20 protein-coding genes are annotated in these 21,197 nt (G+C 32.4%); 4 read left to right on the top strand and 16 right to left on the bottom strand.

Features of this window, described 5'->3' with window-relative positions:
* Position 1: 1 nt before the first annotated feature.
* From MKY76_RS00235 to MKY76_RS00185, 11 genes are all read right to left on the bottom strand, one after another.
* A complete protein-coding gene (locus MKY76_RS00235) occupies positions 2–937 on the bottom strand; it encodes a hypothetical protein (RefSeq protein WP_066037892.1) in 936 nt (311 codons plus the stop codon).
* Positions 930–2,087, bottom strand: coding sequence for an acyl-CoA dehydrogenase family protein (locus MKY76_RS00230; protein WP_342557241.1), 1,158 nt, complete (start codon positions 2,085–2,087; stop codon positions 930–932). The genes MKY76_RS00235 and MKY76_RS00230 overlap by 8 nt, the downstream gene beginning before the upstream one ends.
* A gap of 6 nt (positions 2,088–2,093) precedes the next feature.
* On the bottom strand, positions 2,094–2,798 hold the full coding sequence (locus MKY76_RS00225) for a hypothetical protein (protein ID WP_066037890.1): 705 nt from the start codon (positions 2,796–2,798) through the stop codon (positions 2,094–2,096).
* A gap of 26 nt (positions 2,799–2,824) precedes the next feature.
* Positions 2,825–3,751: a 3-oxoacyl-[acyl-carrier-protein] synthase III C-terminal domain-containing protein gene (locus tag MKY76_RS00220; protein WP_066037889.1), complete on the bottom strand. Its 927-nt coding sequence runs from the start codon at positions 3,749–3,751 to the stop codon at positions 2,825–2,827.
* Complete coding sequence (locus MKY76_RS00215; protein ID WP_103117235.1) at positions 3,748–4,575, bottom strand: hypothetical protein; 828 nt, start codon at positions 4,573–4,575, stop codon at positions 3,748–3,750. Before MKY76_RS00215 ends, MKY76_RS00220 begins: the two co-directional genes overlap by 4 nt.
* Positions 4,576–4,585: 10 nt before the next feature.
* Entirely contained in the window at positions 4,586–4,843 is a 258-nt protein-coding gene (locus MKY76_RS00210; RefSeq protein ID WP_083225391.1) for a phosphopantetheine-binding protein, read from the bottom strand.
* Between the two features lie 18 nt (positions 4,844–4,861).
* Positions 4,862–6,133, bottom strand: coding sequence for a diaminopimelate decarboxylase (gene lysA / locus MKY76_RS00205; protein ID WP_066037887.1), 1,272 nt, complete (start codon positions 6,131–6,133; stop codon positions 4,862–4,864).
* 15 nt (positions 6,134–6,148) lie between these two features.
* Complete coding sequence (locus MKY76_RS00200; protein ID WP_103117234.1) at positions 6,149–7,525, bottom strand: ATP-grasp domain-containing protein; 1,377 nt, start codon at positions 7,523–7,525, stop codon at positions 6,149–6,151.
* Between the two features lie 13 nt (positions 7,526–7,538).
* Complete coding sequence (locus tag MKY76_RS00195) at positions 7,539–8,471, bottom strand: ketoacyl-ACP synthase III family protein (protein ID WP_066037885.1); 933 nt, start codon at positions 8,469–8,471, stop codon at positions 7,539–7,541.
* Positions 8,472–9,007: 536 nt separating this feature from the next.
* Positions 9,008–9,409 (bottom strand): holo-ACP synthase, encoded by a 402-nt coding sequence (gene acpS / locus MKY76_RS00190; protein WP_066037884.1) that lies wholly within the window; start codon positions 9,407–9,409, stop codon positions 9,008–9,010.
* Between the two features lie 74 nt (positions 9,410–9,483).
* Positions 9,484–12,507, bottom strand: a complete 3,024-nt coding sequence (locus tag MKY76_RS00185; RefSeq protein WP_342557240.1) for an efflux RND transporter permease subunit — start codon at positions 12,505–12,507, stop codon at positions 9,484–9,486.
* 484 nt (positions 12,508–12,991) lie between these two features.
* Between MKY76_RS00185 and MKY76_RS00180 the strand changes: the two genes are divergently transcribed.
* The 3 genes from MKY76_RS00180 to MKY76_RS00170 all read left to right on the top strand — a co-directional run bounded on the left by MKY76_RS00180 (position 12,992) and on the right by MKY76_RS00170 (position 15,747).
* On the top strand, positions 12,992–14,272 hold the full coding sequence (locus tag MKY76_RS00180) for a GHKL domain-containing protein (protein WP_319839773.1): 1,281 nt from the start codon (positions 12,992–12,994) through the stop codon (positions 14,270–14,272).
* Positions 14,265–14,903, top strand: coding sequence for an accessory gene regulator B family protein (locus MKY76_RS00175; protein ID WP_066037881.1), 639 nt, complete (start codon positions 14,265–14,267; stop codon positions 14,901–14,903). The genes MKY76_RS00180 and MKY76_RS00175 overlap by 8 nt, the downstream gene beginning before the upstream one ends.
* Before the next feature lie 127 nt (positions 14,904–15,030).
* Positions 15,031–15,747 (top strand): LytTR family DNA-binding domain-containing protein, encoded by a 717-nt coding sequence (locus tag MKY76_RS00170; RefSeq protein ID WP_319839772.1) that lies wholly within the window; start codon positions 15,031–15,033, stop codon positions 15,745–15,747.
* A gap of 229 nt (positions 15,748–15,976) precedes the next feature.
* On the opposite strand, the gene MKY76_RS00165 is transcribed toward MKY76_RS00170, so the two are convergent.
* The 5 genes from MKY76_RS00165 to MKY76_RS00145 form a co-directional block, all read right to left on the bottom strand.
* Entirely contained in the window at positions 15,977–18,388 is a 2,412-nt protein-coding gene (locus tag MKY76_RS00165; protein ID WP_342557239.1) for a heavy metal translocating P-type ATPase, read from the bottom strand.
* An 81-nt stretch (positions 18,389–18,469) separates the two neighbouring features.
* Positions 18,470–18,676 (bottom strand): copper chaperone CopZ, encoded by a 207-nt coding sequence (copZ, locus tag MKY76_RS00160; protein ID WP_036121975.1) that lies wholly within the window; start codon positions 18,674–18,676, stop codon positions 18,470–18,472.
* Positions 18,677–18,707: 31 nt separating this feature from the next.
* Positions 18,708–19,040 (bottom strand): metal-sensing transcriptional repressor, encoded by a 333-nt coding sequence (locus MKY76_RS00155; RefSeq protein ID WP_342557238.1) that lies wholly within the window; start codon positions 19,038–19,040, stop codon positions 18,708–18,710.
* 66 nt (positions 19,041–19,106) lie between these two features.
* The gene (locus MKY76_RS00150) at positions 19,107–20,054 is read right to left on the bottom strand and encodes a cation diffusion facilitator family transporter (RefSeq protein WP_342557237.1); all 948 of its coding nucleotides are present in this window, start codon (positions 20,052–20,054) and stop codon (positions 19,107–19,109) included.
* A gap of 20 nt (positions 20,055–20,074) precedes the next feature.
* Complete coding sequence (locus MKY76_RS00145) at positions 20,075–20,410, bottom strand: metalloregulator ArsR/SmtB family transcription factor (RefSeq protein ID WP_004233978.1); 336 nt, start codon at positions 20,408–20,410, stop codon at positions 20,075–20,077.
* A 223-nt stretch (positions 20,411–20,633) separates the two neighbouring features.
* Between MKY76_RS00145 and tadA the strand changes: the two genes are divergently transcribed.
* Positions 20,634–21,149, top strand: a complete 516-nt coding sequence (gene tadA, locus MKY76_RS00140; RefSeq protein ID WP_342557236.1) for a tRNA adenosine(34) deaminase TadA — start codon at positions 20,634–20,636, stop codon at positions 21,147–21,149.
* Positions 21,150–21,197: the final 48 nt, after the last annotated feature.

The following is a 21,197-nucleotide window of genomic DNA, read 5'->3' as shown; positions in this document are numbered from 1 at the left end:
CTTACCACTTAATGCTTGTTATAATAGGAAGTTCATTAAATTGAAGAATTGCAAAAGAAGTACTTAGATCTCGGTTCGCCGATATTATAAGTATTTTCTCCTCTTTGTTTAATTTTTCTGTAGATAATAATTCGAGAAATGTGTACCAAACATCACCGCTTTGATAATCTTTGGTACTATTTATTTGCCGAATATAAAGGGCATCGTATTCTTCGTAAACCATATGACTAAATAAATTTTGTACAATAACCCTTTTAAGTTGATGTTGTTGTGAAACTAATTCAATAATTTGATTAATAATTTCGGAAAAGATAATCTCGCTATTATTACTATTTAATTCATTATCAGAAGTGAAATAACTTCCTATTTGAAGGACTTGAATCGGTCCATAACCTTTTGAAAAGTGCATACCCATAGCAAAATCTGCAAAAGGTGAATAACCTTCACAATAACGATTTTTTTCAATAATCAACTGTTCTCCCAATAAAAGTATCCCATCTTCCTCTTCATTTAATGAAAGTTCTAGAATTTCTAAACTTTCTATCGAAGCTATTGAACTTAAATGAGAAATACCAAAATAATTTTTCGGTTTTATATCAGACCACTCTAAAATTCTTGGTAAGGCTTGTATTTCTGGTTGACGATCAGAGAATGAATTTGAAAGCAGTAAACATTGGTAGTTGTTCACTTTTGGAAAGAGTTCTATATGGCATTGATGTATCATTTCTGATAAGGTTACCTGTTGATTGTTAATTTTAATTGAGTATGATACGACAGATTCTTTAGGAACATTATTGTAGTAAGCTTCAATTTGTAAATGAGGCTCTAATCTTAAATAATCGGATATCTCTTCTCCATCTATATAATAATTATCTTGATCTATATTGAGAAAAGCTAAAGATGATAATGATAGATTTAAATTACATATGTTATACATAAGAAATATTTCCATTCATGTAACTTTGAAAAACATTTAATTTTAATATATTGGAAGTACCTTCCATATTTTCAAACGCAAATGCATCTCTAAACCATTTATTTAAATGTGGATGGTCAAATAAGGATCCTTCACCAAACAAATCAAGGGCGTATTGAGTGATTTTCTTTACTAATGCCGTTGCTCTAATTTTAGCAATTGAACCAATATAGCCATTTTTAGGATTAATATCTAATTCTAATGCTGCTTGTCGAATAAGATTCCTTACCGTTATGAGCTCATTTTGAAAATGTTCTAATTTTAGTTGTTGATCTAAGGATAAATTTTTCTTATTAGTTATCATATAATCATAAACTGCTTGTGATACACCCAGTGCCATAGCTGCTACTGTGGGACGCATCTTATTAAAAACAGTAATAGCTCCGTGCATACCTCTTTTTAATGGGCTTAAGTGTCTCCCAATAATCTGACTCTCATTTATACACACATTTTGGAACATTAACTTACTAAGCTTCGGACCGCGAAGGCCTAATGTACCCAATGATTCTGCCGAGAAACCATCTTGTCCCTTTTCAACCAGGCACATTTCAATTCCTAAAGGGCCAGTTGTGGTACGTGCAAAAACAACGCCGATATCTGCCCGAGTACCGTTTCCTATGAAATATTTCTCACCATTCAACATCTTCTTTCCACTGTTTCCATCTATTTTCTTTAAATTTGTTTCTATATTCATGGCATCTGATCCCTTTTTAGGCTCAGTTAAGGCAAAAAATGTCCAAGATGGCTTTTCAAGCAAAGTACTGTAATACTTCTCTTTTTGCTCCTCATCAGCAAAATCTTGGATAATTATCCCTGATAAGGAAGGTCCTGGACAACCAACAACTACACCTGCGTCTCCATAGGAAAGCCACTCTGTTCCAATGACCCTCTCAATGCAAGATAAACCGTAGAACTTTGTATTATTTACGATAAATGGACGATCATTATATTCCGGAGGAATCATCATGCGTGATAATAATTGAACACTGTCCAAATTGGTAAATTCACCTAGTCTATCTGGTTCTTTATCTATAACAAGACCAATATCCCTAAATTCTTGAGAATATGATTTAATAGCTAGTTCAAAAGCATCTAATCTCTCTCTGTTCAAAGCTTTTCACTCCGTTTCTACAAACAGATTTTTGATGACAAAAGACAAATAAATTTTTCTGCTTACTGTTTCTAATAGGACTCCATGACCTCCAGTAAGATTAATCAAAGTATTCATACATTCATCTATTTCACTATGGAGAAATGCATAAAAAGAGTTATCTTCTATTGCCCTATCTCCGTTGATATAGTTGTTAACAATAGAATATAATTTAATAATTGCTTCTGAAAACTGTCCTTTCACCATTTGATATTGGATAATCGGTAATTTCCCTGAAAAGCGGTTGCTCAAAAGGTTTTTATCATAATTTAGGCAATCCAAAGCAATCCGTAACCGCATTATCAAAGCAAAGTGGTTTTTTGTTAAAAATATACTCTCTATCTGAGATATATTCCGTGTATCCTGTTTAATCGGGACATCTATTTTAAATAAGCTAATCTTTTCATATCCTAGAATAAAATCGTTAATTTTTTCAAATTTAACTTCTGCCATTTTGTAGAGAGTATTTCCCCTAAGGAGCTGAGTTGCTGGATTCTCTAAAATAGTATTGGGGGTAATAAAATAATTGCTGGATGATACAATGACAGGGTTAGTGTAGCTTTTTGAATACCATTCAAAAGTTTCAATAGGACTTAAACCGCGTGTTTCTTCAAAAAAGCGATTCATATAGTTCAATAAATCCTCATTCTTCGATGATAAAAAAGTAGTCATTACTTATCTCCTTCTATAATAAAATCTTAATGTTCAAATAGAGCTGATCCAACAAAACAACCTAGTCCTACACTTATCATTAAAAATTTATCTCCCTTTTTTAATCTATTTTTTGATTGTAAATACGCCAAATTTATAAAACAATCAGTTGTATAGGTATGTCCAATGTCTGGAAGTAAATCTAGGATAATATTTTCAAAAGGAAAATGGGTTAATTTTGAAAATCTCCTCCAAGTCATTTTGTTAACATTATAAGGAAGAATATATTGAACTTCATCGAGAGATACATTCACCTTTTTTAAAGTTTCATGAACTGCTTTAATAATAATTGAAACATATTCCTCATTAAAGAGAGCTGTTTTTTGCGGATTTTCAAAAAATCCCTGATTAAATCTAGTGTCTTTATAAAGACCTATGGACAATAATTTATTTGTTTCAAAATTCTTTTGTAGAAGAATCGCAACAGCTGAGTCTCCTATAAGGGTAGAACCTTCAATATACCTTAATCGATTAGTCATATTGGATTGATCGCCCAAAATTATGAGTACATTGTTAACATTTTCTTTCTTTGTAAAATATAAATTTGCAAGATCCATCGCATAAAAGGAAGAAGCACAAGCCTCTTGAGTAATTCCAAATTTTTTTACGTTATTTAAATTAAATGGCTTAAGCACCTTATTTAATAACCCATAATCGTGAGGCACTTGAGCAAGTAAAGAATGGGCATATAATATTAAATCAATGTTTTCATTCAGCTTTAGATCTAATAAGGCATACCCAAGTGTCTCATCTAATCTTTGTCCCTCTTCTACAATAGGAACTTGTTGAATGTTGTGTAATCTTTTCATTAGCTTAATTTCTCTGTCATTGCCACCGCAATACTCTACTACTTCTTCAATATTTTGTCTTAGATTCGGGATATATGTCCCAATTTTTGCAATACCAAGATTCACATTTTGCCTCCATATATATTAAACTTCATATAATACATTTCATTTCTCACTAAATTTCCATCTAGCAAATAAATAGAGGAATTTCCCTGAACTTTATCCTCGCTTATTAGATTTAAAAGTTTTGCAAACAAAGATGTACATAATTGATTAGGAGAGGAAATAAAGGTAGAGTTGGATGGCATCTCTTCATATATTTCTTCTAAATTAGAAGAAATAATAAATACATTCTTTTTTTGCTTTTGAGTGATTTTATCCAACCATCCACGCAGATTAGGTATAATATCATAACCCCACTCATCTAATTCAAGACAAGGGCTAGTTCCATGTGACTCAACGAGAAAGGCAATTCCGGTATCTTCAATTTCTTCGTATCTTGTAACCGGATAAGATAGGGTAGATTGATCAAGAATTAAAAATATTGCCTTTTTACACTTTTTAGTATTAAATAATTCCTTTATGATTTTCATTGCAGCAAAAGGAGCATAAGTATCAACTCCTGATACGGCAAAACCTGTTGCGTCTAAGGCGTATTTATCAATAAAATAATTAACACTTGAAGTGGAGAGATTAATATCTGGGATGCAATAAACTAAAACAACTAAATCTACATCATCAATTCTGTTACCCATATTTGACAAATGATCTATTAAACTAGATCCCATATAACTAAATGAATTATTCCGCCCTGAACTTAATAATGATTCATCTACCTCAAAGCCATATATACTTGCTAAATCTGTTTGAAATGATATATTTAAACTACTATAACTATAAGGTCTCTTTTCGGGGAAACTTTTATGAATATAAGAATTTATCTTTATCATGCCTATTCATTTATGCACTTACTAAAGAATTATTAATATAATCAACAATGGTCTCTACAGATTCAAAGTACTCAGGTTCTATATCTTCTGGATCAACAGAAAATCCATCAATATTGTCTTCCAAAACCATTAAAAGTTCAAAAATCGAAGTAGAATCCAAGCTCAATGATTCTAATGAGGTTTCTGGCAATATTTCTGTCGCAGTATCAATGTCCAACACTTCTCTTAATGTAGCTACAGTTATCTCAAAAGTATTTTTTTTCAACATTCTCTAAACCCTTTCTATTTACCGTATTATTTTTTCATTAACCATTATTTGTTTATCTATAATATCATCCGAATGATCACGTCTTCTAATTAAATAATGCTCCCCATTTAGAATCATAACTTCAGCTGGAAAACCATGGCTTAAAAATAAACCTGGGGAGGCACTTGGCCCATACGCTCCTGATTGTAAAACCCCTATAAGGTCTCCTTTTTGAACTCTCGACAGTTCCACATTTTTTCCCACTATATCATTTGGAGTACATAGCGGACCCGTTACATTATAAGTTTCTATATCAGTTTCATTTAAATTTGTTAGATTTATCATTGGAAAATTTCTTTTTACAAAACTACCTATCCCCACAGCTGCCATATGACAGTTTGTACCTCCGTCTGTTATTACAAAATTTTCTTCCCTTGATTTTTTTGTATAATTCACTTTGGATACAAATATTCCTGACTTTGCTACAAGATAGCGACCCGCTTCCATTGCTAACCTTGTATTTGGGAAATTAGCTTTAAAATCGGCAATAATTGGCGCTAGCTGTTTACCTAATCTTTGTATATTTAATTCCTCTTCATTACCGAAATAAGGTACACCTAAACCTCCACCAATATCTACAAATTGTAAATACTGATCTGTTTGTTTACTAAACTTTTCTGCCAATTTTAAAATATTCTGTGTGTTTTGACAGATGACATCACCATCTAAGATCCTTGTTCCCATATATACTTGAATTCCTATAATTTCCACATTTTTATATGAATTTAGTATACTTATATTTTGAAATATTTCTTCTTCATCTATTCCGAATTGCCGCGGTTTACCACCCATACTAAGTCTCGACCCTTTTACAGTAAAGGTTGGGTTCACTCTAATAGCCACACGTACTCTTTTTTTTCGAAGTGAAGCAATTTCATTAATTAACTCTAATTCCTGAAAAGATTCACACACAATTGCGTAAATTGAATGATCAATACAATTTTTAATTTCTTCTTCACTTTTCCCTGGTCCTAAAAAGATAATATCGTTTGGATTTGTATTTGCCATTAGAACCGTCTTTAGTTCAGTCAATGAGGAAACTTCTGCTTTTGCACCCAAAGACTTTAGTAAGTTATAGACTGAAATATTAGGGTTGGATTTTAAGGAGAAGAATACCTCTAAATAATCTGGGATATTACTTTTTAATTCTAAAAATGCATTTTTAATTTCGTTCCCATCATATATATATAGGGGTGTACCATATCTTTCTGCTAAATCTATTATTGGTATTCCTTGTATTTGATATACCATTTGCCTTTTCCTTTCTCAGTCTTGAAATTTATCTAGTTGAGTCAGTATAATACTGTCTAACTCTATTAACGAATCCTCATTATTTGCTATTAAAACTCCGTATAATCTCCCCTTAAACAATTTGCCTTCTTTGCTAAAACCTGAATTAACAGTTGCAAAATTATTAATTAAAAGACCTTCTTTACGCTGGTAGTTAATCATATATTTTTCAAGTACAGTTGACACTTCCTTAAAAGTTAATTTGCGTGTTAACTTCAACTCATAGTATTTTGCTAAGGCGCATTTATCATTTTGCAAAAAGTTTTCTTGAATTCTCATTTGGTAGGAAGACATATTTAATCGTGCATTAATTTCGAGATTTGGCCAAAGTGTACCCACTTGATCATATATCGCATCTATTCCAACAACTCCAAAATAACCGTCTTTATATAATTGTGTACAAATTTTTTCTCCAATAATTCTTAGTTCTTTATCCAACTTCCTTGTGATATAGGTTGGATAGAGATGTCCTTGATGAACACCATCTTTTACAATACATTCCTTCGCACCGTAATATGTAATATTTCCATTAACATCAATTAAAAGCTTATAGTTAATATCAGCTACTTTATTAATCCACTTTTCTAATATAAAACTCACTTTACCGTTATTTTTTTTATTTAGACTTTTACTTATCATCTTAATTACTTTTTGAAACTTTTCTTCAGAATCAATAATAACTAATCCTTTTCCTGATACTCCAAGTGATTCCTTTAAAACTAATTTCCCCCCCTCTGTTAGATGATGCTTCAAGGTTTGATAAGTCTCCTGTAAACTATCAATTGAATCACACTCACCACCAGGTATCTGCCTAATATTTACTTTTTCGTTTAATAATCGACTATACACTTTAGTGTTTACTTTACGAAACACATCACTATTCGGTACAGCTAAAGGAATGCCAGTTAATTCTGAGAGTTGTTCTTCATACTCTGAACAACCATAAGGCATAAAATAAATGTTTTTTTTCTTTTCCTTCATTTCTTTAAGATATAAAATAGTTTTTTGGCAATTCAGAATATCCTGTGTAATATTAAGATTTGGATTACTGTTCTCTACATATATAATTGTCGGACATTCTAACACCTGCTGTAAATAATTTAAAAAATCGTTACTTACAGGTCGTTTTAAAATTACTATATCTGTAGGGCTGGAAAATAATACACCTTGTTCTTCCATTCTATTAACCATAATCTTTGCACTTGCTGTTGAAACTGATGGGATCCCCACAATATCCGATGTTTTCCAATATTGTTCTACTTCAAAGTTATTTATATATATAAATGTTGCATTTTCATCGTTCACTAGTCCCTTTTTAAGACTCTCACTAAAAGAATAATTAACCGCTTCCATAATTCACCTCTTTCTAAAACTGAAATAAGCTAACAGCAAATGTAGCTCCTAGACCAACTGAAACCATTAAGAAATAGTCACCTTTTTTTAAAATACCTTCTTCGATCACACTTTCCAGATTTAAAAATGGATCAGCGCAAAAGCAATGTCCATACTTACTCACATTTTTTAAGTAAATTTTCTGAATTGGGATATCTAACGATTTAGACAATTGTCTCCAAGAAGATATATTCACATTATGTGGCAGTATCAATGAAATTTTTGACAAATCTAAATTTTGATCATTGAGCATATCCTTTATTAAAGCAGTTAGTGTTGGGATATACTCTTTTTCGAATTGTTTTTGTTTCTCTTGATTAATACCAATTCCTTCTGCATATCTTCCCAGTACTTTCGTATATGTTTTTATAAATTTTATATTTTTCTTACTATTATTTGATAGAATGACAGCAGCTGAAGCTTCCCCTAAAATAGTTGTATTTTGAATTACTTGCATAATTGGATTGAAGACTTTTTCACCCATTATTAAAAGAACTTTGTCATTTACTTTTGCATTCCTTAGTAAACTATCTGCAATCTCTAATCCTACTAGACTTGAAGCACAATTTTGCTGATTTAACGAAAAATTCACTGTATTATTTATATTGCAAATCTCACTTATTTCATTGAAAATATTTAGCGGAAAAGGATATATATTTTGAATAGTATGACAGTAAATTATATATTTAATTTCTTGTTTAGAAATATTACTACGCTCAAATATCCTTAAAATGGGTGCACTTAATAATTCAGTTAAGGAACCCTCTTCTTTTCTGATTTCTGCCAATCCATGTACTTTTTTAAAAACTTTAATCTGGTAATTCTTTAAATTTAAGTACTCCTGCAGGTCCTCAATATCTACTATTTTTTCGGGAATACCTGTTTCAATGTAATCAATATATAACATATATTGTCACCCTTTGATTGGAAAGGAGAGATAAGAAATTCCTTTCTGAGAGAGTAATTTCTTATCTCCTACCCCTATGTTTTTTAACTAAGTATATTGATCTTTTAGCTTATTAGCATTTACCGCAAGCATTATAACGGTCTACATTTTTTAGGTTCTTAATTTGAATTGGATTCGCTTTAATTTTCATTAGTGGTCACCTCCTTTAATGTAAGTGGTTTGTACAATCTTTTAGCATTTACCGCAAGCATTATAACGGTCTACATTTTTTAGGTTCTTAATTTGAATTGGATTCGCTTTAATTTTCATTAGTGGTCACCTCCTTTAATGTAAGTGGTTTGTACAATCTTTTAGCATTTACCGCAAGCGTTGTAACGGTCTACATTTTTTAGGTTCTTAATTTGAATTGGATTCGCTTTAATTTTCATTAGTGGTCACCTCCTTTAATGTAAGTGGTTTGTACAATCTTTTAGCATTTACCGCAAGCGTTGTAACGGTCTACATTTTTTAAGTTCTTAATTTGAATTGGATTCGCTTTAATTTTCATTAGTACTCACCTCCTTTAATTTTTCAGCAGTAACAAACGCCGTAACAGTTTTGGATGTAAGGCTTATCGAGTGATGTAGAAAGATCCCCTTTTCTTTAAAATCAATTTTGGTTGAATAAATGTTGGGCTTCCCATTTTCATCAACTATAAATTCAATATTCAAAAAATTGAACTTCCCATAAATCAGTTGATTAATGGCTTTAAATGTTGCTTCTTTAATAGCAAAACATTTACCAACCCAAGCTAATTTATTTTCTCTGCCATTGAGATCTAAGTAATAAGCTCTTTCTCTTTTTGAGAGTACTTTCTCAATAATCCATCTCTCATTCTTTTTTAACATTTTCTCTATGCGATCTAAATCAACCATGTCTAAACCATTTCCAACTAACAATAGAAATTACCACTCTTCCATATAGTTAATTAAATACTTCAATATATAAGAAAAACTTGTATTAGCTATTACATCTACTTCGTTACATTTTCTAATTTAGGTGTGAATATGCTGTATAGTACTGGGACAATAAAGAGCGTTAAAAATGTAGAAGTGGATAGTCCACCTATTACAACTACAGAGAGCGATTTAGAAACCATCCCAGTGTCATTAGATATAGCCATTGGGATTAAAGCACCAATTGTTGCAATAGCTGTCATTAAGATTGGTCGAATACGTACAACCCCAGCTTCAATTAAGGCTTCATATTTAGTCATACCACTACTTTCATTTTTCTTTATCTTATCAACTAGGACTATAGCATTTGTTACGACAATACCATTCAACATGAGTAATCCGATCATTGCAGGCATACCAATAGGCTCATTAACAATGTAAAGACCAATTAGTGCTCCAATGATAGAAAATGGTATAGCAAATAAAATTACAAAAGGTGCTTTTCCTTCTCTAAAAGCAATGACCATTACTAAATAGACCAGGAAAATACTAACAATTATAGCTATAGATAGCTCTGTGAAGCCATCTGTCATTGATGCAGATACACCTTCTTTGTAATAATTAACATTATTCGGTAAATCCAAATTATCTATTGTTTCATCCGCTTTTTTAATTACATTTCCAATTTTTTCGTCAACAATTGTCCCATAGATCATAATATACTCATGTCCATTCAAATGAGAAATAGCTGAGATATTATCAACTTTTTTCAATTCGCCAATCTCATTAAGAGCTACTGGTTCCCCCATAATATTATTAATTTTTTGTTTACCAAGTTCTTCCAAAGATGTTACGTTATCCATCTTTAGCCCTATATTTATTTCATTAATTTCGTCTCTTACCCTCATAGTCGTTAAAATATCACCACTAATTAGTGTTCGAAGACTTTGCGCCACCATAGCTGGCATTAGACCTTTTTCAGCAAGCTTATCTTCATCTAAATCAATAATTATTTCAGGTTCTTCTCCTTCTAAAGAAGAACCTATATTTTCTATCCCTTCTACTCTTTTTAAAGAAGCAATAATTTGATCACTAGCTTCTTCTATATCTTTTGAATTTGCTCCTTTTACGACAAGAACATATCTACTTTCAGAACCACCAATAATTCCTCCCACACCAGACAGAGTTATGCCTTCTGGCTCAGGAATACTTGTAAACTGAGATCGTAAACCCTTAACAAAGTCATCTATATTTTCAACAGAATCTTTTACAACAAATGAAATCTCTGCTTTTTCGGATTTCCCATCAATACTGGTATTTACTAAATTAATTTCCTTTTGTTCTAATAAGATTTTTTCAACCTTACTCGTGACTTTCAATGTTTCCTCGGGGGTAGTTCCCTTTTCCATTGTAATTTCCACATCGAAGTTATTGACGTTTTCTTGAGGAAGGAAAGTTGTTCCTACCTTAGGAACAATTAATGCGACAGAAGTAACTAGAATCAATATTGATGCAAATAGGGTTACAAAGCGATGTTTTAACACTCTAGTTAAAATTTTGCGATACCAAATTTGTAGTATATTTTCTTTATGTTCATTTGGAGTAATTTTCAATAGAAAAATTCTTGACAAGAGCGGAACAATAGTAACAGCAACAATTAATGAAATCAATAGTGATATTACGATAGTCCATGCAAGTGGTTTAAAAAAACTCCCAACAATTCCTGGTACAAAAGCTAATGGTAAAAAAACAGCTACGGTTGTAATAGTAGAAGAAGTGATAGCAGATGCTACTTCACCTGTAGCTTGCAGTATGAGGTGATCATTTCTTTCCTTAGATGACCTAACCCTTCTAAATACATTTTCAATGACAACAATTGAATCATCCACAACTCGCCCGACAGCTATTGCAATCCCTGCAAGTGTCATAATGTTTAAAGTATAGTCCATTGCTTTCATTAGAAGAAAAGATGCAAGTATGGATACTGGTATAGAGATAACAGCAATAAAAGTGGAACGGATGTTTTTTAAAAACAACAAGGTTACAATAACAGCCATTAGTGAACCTAAGATAGCTTCTCTAAGCATAGAGTATACTGATTGCTTAATTTCAATGGATTGATCTCGTAATACTTCTATTTCGTAATCCTGAGGAATTTCTAGTTTCTCTATTTTCTCTTTTACCTGATCAACAATATCAACTACATTAGCTCCACTTTTAGTTATAATTCCTACACTTACGCCCTGTTCTCCATTTATTCGAGTGATATTATTTGAATTTTTACTTTCATACGTAACTTCAGCAATCTCACCTAAAGTAATAGTTTTATGTATAGCTTTATCGTTGTCCCAATTCTCTACCTCAGTGAAAATCTTTATTTGTTTAACATCGTCAATTGATTTAAGTTCTTTATTTACTCGAACTGGCAATACTTCATTTGATACTAAAATATCACCCATTGGCATCGATAGATTGTTTGCTTTAATGGCGACTCTAACATCATCAATTGTAAGTCCTCTCATCACCAATTGTTCTGGTAATAGTCGTACAAACACATATCTTTCCATAGTTCCACCGATCTCGACTTCACTTACACCTTCAATACCCTCAATACTAGGAATGATATTTTCTTTTACGAAAGCTTGAACACCCTCAAAATTTCCAGCATTATAAATACCCAAGGAAAAGACAACAGGATTATCATCAGGACTAGATATTTCAAATTGAGGTTCTTCAGCTAAATCTGGTAGTTGCATCTTAGCCACACTTGTCCTCACTGTTTGCTCTGCTAGCTCCATATCAATAGACATATCGAACTCTATTGTTGAATATGCAGCATTAGCAACTCCATCTGTATAAACATTCTTTGCTCCTTCAAGATTCAGGAATTCTCTTTCCATTTTCTCTCCGATATCATTCATCGATTGTTCTGGCGAAGCACCTGGGTAAGGTATAATCACAGTTAAATATGGAATATTAACCTTCGGATATTTTTCCATATTCATCTCTTTTAGCGAATAAATGCCACCCGATATAATAAGAAGGATTATCAAAAACAAAACTAAAGCATTTTTCATGCTAAATTGAATTAATAATTTCATTTTTCACCTCTATGTTTTTGCCTTGCATTTTTCAACATTATTAATAAATAACCTCTGTATTAATATTAATGCTTCTCATATTGCTAATTCTTATATAAATCCAGCGATCCTTAATGAATAGTTCATTATCGGAAACTTGAAATGTCTCATCGTTTGTGGATTTAACTAATATCTTTTGGATCACTCCAGACAACCGTTCTATTTTTTCACGTATACTTTATAGACTTTATTATCTCTGTATCTAGGATTCAGATATAAAAGCACATCTACCATAAAACCCAATTTTTGTTTAATACAATTTAATTTTACCAAATATACTAATTTATTTAATTACCAATGTTTAGTTGGTGCCAATTCTGGCGTATTTAGTACTAATAAGAAAAAAGAAAACCCTATTTCTTTCTTTTTATATAAAAAAAGACAAAAACATGTACTTAATTACATGTTTTTATGTTATATTTGTAAAATCAGGAGGGAAATAGTAGTGGTGCTTGGCGTTTTTGGGGCGTTTTTGGAGACATTTTTTATTATTTGTGTAGGATACAAGTTTATTGGTATATCTTTCAAAACTAGATTAATACCAATATTGGTTGTTAGCTTCTATGGAAGTATTGTTTTGGTAATGATAAAGGAAGTAATGTCACCCGGTTTATACCTAATTATATTAATTTTAATAATTGGATTTTTGTTAACATTTGCCACTAATCTAAATTTTTTAGCTTCTATTACCGCTATATTGCTAGGTTGTATTTCTTTAATAGTATCTGAAGTACTAGGATCGCTTCTTTTAAAGGAAGTTCCATACATATCATTAAATACTTCACCTTTAGTTAGACTTATACCTAATCTTCTTATAATGGGAATTATTTTTATAATACTAAAAACAACTAAATTTAAACTTCCAATTTCGTTTAGAAAAATAGAAAATAAAAACCATAAAATGATGTCTGTATTATTTTTATTATTCGGTACTCTTTTTTTATTTTATATCTTCATATTTGAGTACAATCAGTTAAAATTTTTTCATTTATTATCTACAATTTTAGTAGTAATTATTACATTATCAGTGTTGTATTTAATTCATCATCATATGGTTACTAAAATTGAAAATCTTACCGCTTCTATAGATATTCAATATGAAGAAGATATTTTAAAACAGATTGGAACAATACGTTCGCTTAGACATGACTTTATTCATCACATTTTGGCTTTAAAGAAAATGCTAAATAATGAGAAGTATAGAGAATCAATTGACTATATTAATTCAGTTTTGGATGAAACTTCATATATAAGTGATGTATTACCTGTAGCATCAGAAGCCATTGGTGGGTTATTGCTTTCTTACAAAGAAAAAGCAATTAATAAAGGAATTAATATCTACTACCACATTTCTGACGATTTATCCAACTTCCCATGTAAGTTTTATGAAACGAATAGAATATTAGGTAATTTACTACTTAATGCAATTGAAGCTGTAGAACAATTAGATAAGGAAAAGCGATATATTAATTTAAAAATTTATCGAGATAAAAAATTCTTTATAATAGAATTGAGTAATTTCATGGTTGAAGAAGTATTACAAAAAAGTATTAATAAAATTTTCAATAGAGGTTTCACAACAAAAAATAATGCCTCAAACAATGGACAAGGATTGAGCATTGTTGAGAATATTGTCTTAAATTACGGAGGTCACATTCATCTAGAAGTTATAGATGACATGATTACATTTATTGTAAAAATACCATACGGAGGACATTATGCTTAAACTTCTCATGCCAAATACATTGGCAACAAACCTATCAAATCTTGTAATTGCTGAAAATCCACAGTTTAAAAAAAGTAAAAATAAGATTCGCTATGGCCTAGAATGGATAATATCAGGGCTTAATCAAATTGTAATAGTTTGTTTACTTGTTTGGCCATTTGGAATTTTACCAGAAACCTTAGTAGCTTTGCTTACGGGTGCTCTATTAAGGATGTTTTCTGGTGGCTCTCATTTCACTCGGTATTATTTTTGCCTTGTTTTTAGTACAATACAAATTATTTCTCTGACAATCATTTGTGTAAAATATACAGATTTTTTATCATCTCATAACAAATTACTATTATTGTTCTTACTTTTGAGTTTCTTAATTACTATGGTAAAGGCACCCGTATTGCATAAGAAGAAGCATATTTTTAATAAAGATAGTATATTAAGATTAAAAATAACTGCAATTACCATATATGTAATATTCGCCGGTGTAAGCTTGTTTTTTCCTTACTCAATAATGTATTGCATTTGGTTACCTTTAATTTTCCAAAGTATAACATTAACAGCGTTATGGGAGAAAATTGTATTATCTACAGAGTATTTTATAAATAAAATCACATCAAAGGGGCCAGATTTATTATGATAAAAATAATAACTTATATCATTGGAATTATCTCATTATTTTTTAATTCTATTACAACAGTGAGTAGTTGCTTTTGGTTTTCATATGAGCCAGAACTACCTGATGAACAGGAATAATTTTAGAAAAAATGCGGTCTGTAAAACTTGCCATTATTGACGATCAAGAATTAATTCTTAATGAGATAAATGAAATTATAAAAATATCACCAAATATTGATATAGTATTAAGTACAACAAATGTGAGTGAGTTGTTCATTGCCCTAGAGCAAGGTACGCTAATTGATGTAATATTATTGGATATTAATATGCCTGTTACTAACGGATTTGATGTTGCACAATTTTTAAAAGAAAATCATCCAAAAATAAAAATTATTTTTATGAGTGCATATCAAGACTTCGCTTTACAGGGATACAAATATTATCCTGAGGATTTTATTATTAAGCCAATTAATATAGTACGACTAAAACAGACTCTCGATCGTCTAAGCTATACACATAAAAAGAAAAGAAAAATTGGTATTAAAACAAATGGTAAAATCTCTTTAATTGACATCAGTTCAATTCTATATATAGAAAAAAAAGGTAGGAAAACTATGATCCATTTAAGAGATACAGAACCAATAGAATGTTCAGAGAATTTGAATAAATTGGAGGAAATTCTCAATAGCTCTAATTTTTATCGTACACACCAATCTTATTTAGTATCCTTAAATGAAATTGAATACATAGAAGCAGATCACTACATGAAGTCATACAATGTGAAATTACATCATTGTAATCACATGATTAACTTAAGCCGTTATAGATTTACAGAATTAAAAAATCTTATTGAACAAGATTTTTAGCGTTATACTATAAGAGAATGATAATTTTTTTCTAGATCATTGATAGCTATTTAATTCGAGAATATTTAACTTGTAATTATCTAAGCTAAGATAATTCTGCCTACTAATACTTCAATAAAACACCCTTTTATAAAAAATATGCATAAGTCGAGATTTACACTATCCATCCAATTCCCATACTAATAAAAAAGTAGTACAAACTCAGTATCTGTGTCTGTACTACTTTTTTCTATAATTTCACTCGTTGTAAACGAAGTGCATTTAATACGACCGAAACTGAACTAAAGGCCATCGCTGCGCCTGCTACCCATGGAGCAAGCAGACCGAGTGCAGCAATTGGAATACCTAATGTATTATAAGCAAATGCCCAAAATAGATTTTGTTTAATATTACGCATTGTTTTTCTACTCATTAGAATGGCATCAGCGATACTATTTAAATCTCCACGAATAAGCGTAATATCTGCTGCTTCCATTGCCACATCTGTCCCTGTACCAATTGCCATCCCAATATTCGCTGTTGCTAAGGCAGGTGCATCATTAATACCATCACCTACCATCGCCACTTTTTTCCCTTGGGCTTGAAGTTTTTTTACTTCATCAGCTTTACCTTCTGGTAAGACTTCTGCAATAACATGATTCACGCCTACCTCTGTTCCAATTGCTTGAGCAGTACGCTCGTTATCACCAGTCATCATGATGACCGTAATACCCATATCCTGTAAACGACGAATAGCTTCTTTTGATGTATCTTTCACGGTATCAGCCACAGCTACTAAACCTGCATATTGCCCATTAATGGCTGCTAACATGGCTGTCTTACCATTTCGTTCTAGTTGCTCCATTGTTGGTAAAATATCATTAATACGAATATCATATTGTTGCATTAATTTACGTGTGCCAATGATAACACCTTGACCTGAGACAGTTGCCTGCACACCATAACCCGGTATTGCTTCAAAGAACTGAACGTCACCTAAAGCTATGCCGCGTTTTTCTATGCCTTGAACAATGGCTTCTGCTAGTGGATGCTCTGACTGCTTCTCTGCTGCCCCGATTAAGGATAAAAAACGTGCTTCATCTTGCTCTGGCGCTAACAGAACATCTGTAAGCTCAGGTTTACCATGTGTCACTGTTCCTGTTTTATCTACAACAACTGTATCTATGCCTTGTGTTTGCTCTAAATGTTCTCCACCTTTAAATAAAATACCAAACTCAGCTGCACGTCCAGAGCCTGCCATTATTGAAGTTGGTGTTGCTAACCCAAGTGCGCATGGACAAGCAATGACAAGAACTGCGATTAATACCTCTAAAGCAGGTGTAAATTCCCCTGGACGGACCCAAATAATCCAAATTAAAAAGGTTACAATGGCTATGCCCACAACAATAGGTACGAAAATACCCGAAATCTGATCTGCTAAACGTTGAATAGGTGCTTTCGATCCTTGAGCATCTTCGACAACTTTAATAATTTGTGCTAATGCTGTATCACGTCCAACCTTTGTTGCAGTCATTTTAATAAAACCATTTTTGTTAATAGTTGAGCCAAATAATAGATCACCTTGCTTTTTATCAACTGGTAGACTTTCTCCTGTTAGCATCGATTCATCAACAGCTGTTGTCCCCTCTATTACCTCACCATCTACAGGAATTTTTTCACCTGGTTTCACTAAAATAACATCGCCAATGATAACTTCTTCTAATGGGACCTCCTTTTCTATACCGTCACGTACAACGATTGCTGTCTTTGCCTGAAGTCCCATTAGTTTTTTTATGGCTTCAGATGAGCGTCCTTTTGCCTTTGCCTCAAATAATTTACCTAATAAAATAAGTGTAATTAATACAGCACTCGTTTCAAAATAAAGATGTGGACCATGGTGTGATCCTATCGTTACAATCGCTTGATAGACACTATAGAAATAGGCCGCTGATGTCCCCATCACAACAAGCACATCCATATTTGCACTACCATTGCGTAATGCTTTATATGCCCCTACATAAAATTGTTTACCAATAATAAATTGCACTGGCGTAGCCAATACCATTTGGACCCATGGATTCATTAGAAATTCTGGAACATATAAAAATGACGTAAAGGAAAAATGACCAACCATCGTCCAAAGCAGTGGTAAAGAAAGTATTGCCGATAAAATAAATTTATGTTGTTGCTGTTTGATAGCTTTTTCACGATGATCCACTGTTTCCTGCTCATCTGCCTTTTGATGTGCCCCATAGCCTAGCTTCTCAACTTTCGTAATGATATCTGCGATGGATACTTCCGAAGGATTAAACTCAATCATCGCTTTTTCCAGTGCTAAGTTGACATTAGCAGAGGAAATACCACTTAGTTTATTTAACCCTTTTTCAATGCGAGTCGCACAGGCTGCACATGTCATACCTGTAATATCAAGTTCAGCTTTTTGTTTAACAACACCATAGCCAAGTGCTTCTATTTTCTTTTCAAAATCTGCTTCACTTAGTTTAGTTGGGTCATATTTAATAGATGATTTTTCAAGTGCTAAATTTACTGTTGCATGTTCTACACCATCCATTTTATTTAAACCTTTTTCTATACGAGTAGCACAGGCTGCACATGTCATACCCGTAATTTGCAAATTAGCTTCTTTACTAGCAGAACTCATTTACCATTCACCTCTCCTTATACCGAATGGGGGTATATTTTTTTGAAAATAAGAGAGTGCCACAGAAGCACTCTACAAATTTTATTTTACTTCATAGCCTTGATCATCAATTGTCTCTTTAATTTGATCAAGTGACACTTGTGCATCGTCAAATGCAACATCAACTAAACCTTCTGCTAAATTTACTTTTACTTGTTCAACACCAGCTAAAGCACCAACGTTTTTTTCAACCGCGTTTACACAATGACCACATGACATTCCTTGTACGTTTAATGTTACGTTTTGCATAATAAAATCTCTCCTTTTGTATGTTTTCAATCTATTTTTTCATTAACTTTTGAATCGTTATTACTAACTCATCTAATACTGCTTCATCGCCCTCTGATAGACGATCCACAACACAGCCCTTTAAATGACCTTCTAATAATATTTTTGCCACACTATTTAATGCAGATTGTGTAGCAGATAGTTGCGTAATAATATCATCACAGTAAACGTCTTTATCAATCATTCCCTTAATACCACGAATCTGACCTTCAATTCGATTTAAGCGAGTTGTTAAATCCTTTTTCACACGCTCAGGGTGATGACTTTTTCGGCAAGACGTAGCTTCCTCTGTATGACCAGCTTCCTCTTTTACTGTCTCCTCCATTCACTACACCTCCTATTTGTAATTATCATACTATACCCAAGAAGGGTATGCAAGTCATAAAAAATTTTATTTTTCATCGTGATGATGTTCATGGTCATTTTCTAATTTACATAAAATAGAATTATCATGTCGATGTAAGGATGTTTCTAATTGAATTGTTACATGCTTAATGCCCTTATGTTGAAGATTATGTTCAATTTTCCGCAAGATATGCTCACTCTCAGCTATTTTCAATTGATCATTTACAACCGCATGACAGGATAATGCATTCGTTCCACTAGTAATTGTCCAGATGTGTAAATCGTGGATACTTTCTATTCCATCAGTCTGCTCTATTAACTGAATAATCTCCTGAACATCTACATTTGAAGGTGTCCCCTCCATTAAGACATGAATGGAGGCTTTTGTGACATGGTAGCCACTTCGTACGACCAATAATGCAACAATAACGCTTGCAAGAGGATCTGCCCAGCCCCAGCCAAAAAACATAATTAATAGTGCCGCAACAATAGCGCCTACAGACCCTAGCATATCACTTAGTACATGTAAAAATGCTCCGCGCATATTTAAATTATCCTTTGTATCACTTCCACGCATCATAATCCAGGCAACTAAAATGTTAACGAACAAACCAATTATGCTAATTATAAGCATTCCAGTTGTAGCTACTTCTGGTGGGTTTGTAAATCGTTCAATTGCTTCATAGAAAATAAATAATGCGATTCCTATTAATGTAATGCCATTCAATACTGCAGCTAAAATCTCAAATCGTTTATAGCCGTATGTTTTACTATAGCTTGCAGCTTTTTCCCCAAACATAAAAGCTAACATTGCTATGCCTAAAGAGATAGAGTCGCTTAACATATGCCCTGCATCTGATAAAAGAGCCAAACTATTTGTTAAAAAGCCACCAATGGCTTCCACTACCATATACCCTGTAATAATAATAAACGACAGTAATAATACCTTTTTATTTGCACCATGTGTATGATCATGGTCATGTTGATGTCCCATTGTTATTCCCCCATTTCATTTTAGTTATGAGCCGCATGCTCAATAGCCTGCTTCAATAAATTCATAATGTGATCATCGTCCTTAGAATAATATATGGTTGTTCCTTCTCTTCTAAATTTCACCAATCGTAAATTTTTAAGAAAGCGTAATTGGTGGGAAACGGTTGATTGGCCTAAATCTAAAATTTCTGCAATATCATTTACAGAATGTTCATCTGAACAAAGTAAGTTTAAAATACGAATTCGAGTTGGATCACTCAATGCTTTAAAAGTCTGAGATACTACAAATAATGTCTCTTCATCTAAATGCTGATCAATATTTTTTTGCATTTCTGAACTGTTTAATTTTTCATCCATAGAAGTTTACCCCATTCTCCAATATTTATATATGAGCATGTGTTCATATATAAATATATATGGATATATAAGGAATGTCAACAAGTATTTATGCTTCGACATATTACAGGTCAATCGCTTACGCATGGCTGCAATGATTTTAGATGAATATAACATCCGAAAAGAAGTTAAAAGTAGCAATTACTAATTCAGCACGCTACACTACTGTTAAGGAGAGATATGAGTGGATATTTTTGACACAGATCGTTTATTTATGAAACAAGCATTAGAGGAAGCTCAACAGGCTGCCTTACTTGGGGAAGTACCAATTGGTGCAGTACTTGTTTATGAAGGAAAAATCATTGCACGTGCGCATAATTTAAGAGAAACAACGCAAAATGCAACAACACATGCGGAGCTGTTAGTGATTCAAGAAGCCTGCAAAAAAATAGGGAGTTGGCGACTGGAGGATACTACCCTTTATGTTACATTAGAGCCTTGTCCAATGTGTGCAGGAGCCATTCTCCAATCACGTGTACCCCGAGTTGTTTATGGGGCAAGAGATCAAAAAGCTGGCTGTGTAGATTCTCTTTACCAGTTATTAAATGATGAACGCTTTAATCATGAATGTGATGTAACAGAAGGGATTTTAGCCGAGGAATGTGGTCAAATTTTAACAGACTTTTTTAAGGCATTACGAGACCGTAAAAAAGCTGAGAAAAAAGCACGATTAGCTTCCAACGATATAAATGGTCATTAAAGAAGGTGCCTCCTAATGAGACACCTTCCTTTTATATTTAAGGGAATG

It is taken from the genome of Lysinibacillus sp. FSL P4-0201, assembly GCF_038593425.1.
In the GTDB taxonomy this organism is placed as follows: domain Bacteria; phylum Bacillota; class Bacilli; order Bacillales_A; family Planococcaceae; genus Lysinibacillus; species Lysinibacillus capsici.
The sequence above is the reverse complement of the archived record's forward strand: the minus strand, read 5'-3'. Positions and strand labels throughout refer to the sequence as shown.